2 protein-coding genes and 1 pseudogene are annotated in these 2,144 nt (G+C 69.7%); 2 read left to right on the forward strand and 1 reads right to left on the reverse strand.

Going from position 1 to position 2,144, the window contains the following annotated elements:
- Together ABZ910_RS36220 and ABZ910_RS36225 are read left to right on the forward strand one after the other, a co-directional pair.
- Nucleotides 1-1,056, forward strand: a 1,056-nt coding sequence (locus ABZ910_RS36220) for an IS200/IS605 family accessory protein TnpB-related protein (RefSeq protein ID WP_361373683.1), incomplete at its 5' end; no start/stop codon positions are given.
- Between the two features lie 6 nt (nucleotides 1,057-1,062).
- Nucleotides 1,063-1,275: pseudogene (locus tag ABZ910_RS36225) on the forward strand (SDR family oxidoreductase); the annotation flags it as partial.
- A gap of 318 nt (nucleotides 1,276-1,593) precedes the next feature.
- On the opposite strand, the gene ABZ910_RS36230 reads toward ABZ910_RS36225, so the two are convergent.
- Nucleotides 1,594-2,013 carry an SRPBCC family protein gene (locus tag ABZ910_RS36230; RefSeq protein WP_361373685.1) on the reverse strand — a complete coding sequence of 140 codons (420 nt, stop codon included), beginning with the start codon at nucleotides 2,011-2,013 and terminating at the stop codon, nucleotides 1,594-1,596.
- Between the last annotated feature and the right edge of the window lie 131 nt (nucleotides 2,014-2,144).

The following is a 2,144-nucleotide window of genomic DNA, read 5'->3' on the forward strand; positions in this document are numbered from 1 at the left end:
TGGCGTGAGCGGTGGCAGGCCGGGCGCAGGTTCCTGCAGGCGGACGGGGAGTCGGGGAAGCGGTACGGCAACGAGACGATCCGGGTCAGCCCGGAGGGCGAGGTGAGCATCAGACTCCCCGCGTCGCTCGCCCATCTGGCGAATGCCCCGCACGGCCGGTACGTACTGAGTGTCCGGGTAGGGTTCGCGCATCGGGGCGAGCAGTGGCGCGACCGTGTGGAGGCGAACCGGGCCGTCGCCTACCGCATCCACGAAGACACGGCTCGTGGCCGCTGGTACCTCACCGCCTCCTGGACGATTCCGCCAGCCGGGACCACCCCACTAGCCACCGCCCGCGCGAGGGGACTGGTCGGTGTCGACACCAACGCCGACCACCTCGCCGCCTGGCGCCTCGACACCCACGGCAACCCCGTCGGCCGGCCGCGCCGGTTCGGCTACGACCTGACCGGCACCACCACCCACCGCGACGCCCAGATCCGCCACGCCCTCATCCGGCTGCTGCACTGGGCCAAGCGGCACCATCTCGCGATCGCCGTCGAAGACCTCGACTTCACCGCGGAGAAGACCCGTGAGAAGCACGGCCGCCGGAAGCAATTCCGCAAGATGATCTCCGGGATGCCCGTGGCCAGGCTGCGTGCCCGGCTGGTGTCGATGGCCGCCGAACTCGGCGTCCCCCTCGTCGCCGTCGACCCCGCCTACACGTCGCGGTGGGGCGCCGAGCACTGGCAGAAACCCCTCAGCAGCAAGAACAGCAAACCCACCCGTCACGATGCCGCGAGCATCGCGATCGGACGGCGCGCCCTCGGGCACCCGGTCCGGCGACGGACGGCACCGCCCCGCGACGACCGGAGTGATCGTCGCGGGCATCGGACCGCCCAGACCGGACCAGGCACCCCAGGGCGTGAGGAAACCCGCCCCCGCCTTCCCGGACCACGGACACGATCCGCTGGGACCGGACGCGGAGCGAACGCGGGAGACCAGCGTGCCCAACACCGTTCGGGGCACACGACCGAGCACGAGTCCTGGCAGCAGGACTCACTCCCGCTCAGTCTCTAGGAACGGTTCGTCCGCGAACTCGTGGGCGACGAGCTGCCCTGGGACGAGGCCCAGCACAAGTTCATGGTCAAGTACCGCCCCCAGTCCCTGCTGCAGCGCCTCATCGAGCCCGAGGAGATCGCCAACCTGGTCGTCTACCTCGCCTCGCCCTACGCCTCCGCCACCACCGGCGGCGCCGTACGCGTCGACGGCGGCTACATCGACTCCATCCTGCCCTGAGCCCGTCGCCGACCACGGCGCCCCCGCCCCGCCCGGCGCCGCCTGCTTCCGCAGCCTGTGACCGGACCGTCCTCCGCGGAGCGGAGGCCGAGGGGGCGACCCGGTTTCCTCTCCGCACGCGCTTGACGCGCCTGCATTAAAGGGGCGGAGGGTGCGACAGGCGAAAAGCACACCACGCACCGCTTCGTCGCCGTCATGCCCGTATCTCCTGCGAGATCCAAGGGAGTTCGTTCCGCGTCGGACGGTGTGCCCAGGATGGGCCCCGGGCACTCTGTCCCGCCGAAGCCGGCGCGCCGGCGCGGTGCCACCTGCCGGTGTTCAGCCGACAAGGGTCTTGTGGAGAGCTTCCAGCCCGTCGTGGTAGATGCCGGTGAAGAGCTCGACCGCCTCGGCGTCACTTACGCCCTGCGGGACGAAGCGGCCGCTCCAGACGATCTCGGCACTGTCCGGCTTCCCGGGAATCTCGAAGACGCGCAGGGTGGAGAGGTAGCCCGTCACCGGGAAGGGTGCCTCCAGGATGGCGTAACTGTAGTGACGTTCCTGGTCGTTGGCGTTCACCAGACGCTCGACGATCACGTCGCCTTCCGGGTTGCGCAGTCGGCGGACACTGCCGCCTTCCAGCGCGGTGCTCTCCGGGATGTAGGGGAGCCAGTCGGGCAGAGCGTGAAATCCGCCGATGAGGCTCCAGACGCGCTCCGCGGTGGCCGGGACGACCCGGCTGACCGATGTGGATGCCATGTGCTTTCTCCTGAATGGGTGGTGCCCTGGGGCAGTGGGGGGTGCCTCTATGTCTTTGGTCAAGCGAGGCGTGGGGTTCTGGATTCGTAGAAGGTGCCGTCGCGGAGCATCGCGAACAGCACGTTGATCCG

Origin of the sequence: Streptomyces sp. NPDC046805, from assembly GCF_040645355.1 — a bacterium.
In the GTDB taxonomy this organism is placed as follows: domain Bacteria; phylum Actinomycetota; class Actinomycetes; order Streptomycetales; family Streptomycetaceae; genus Streptomyces.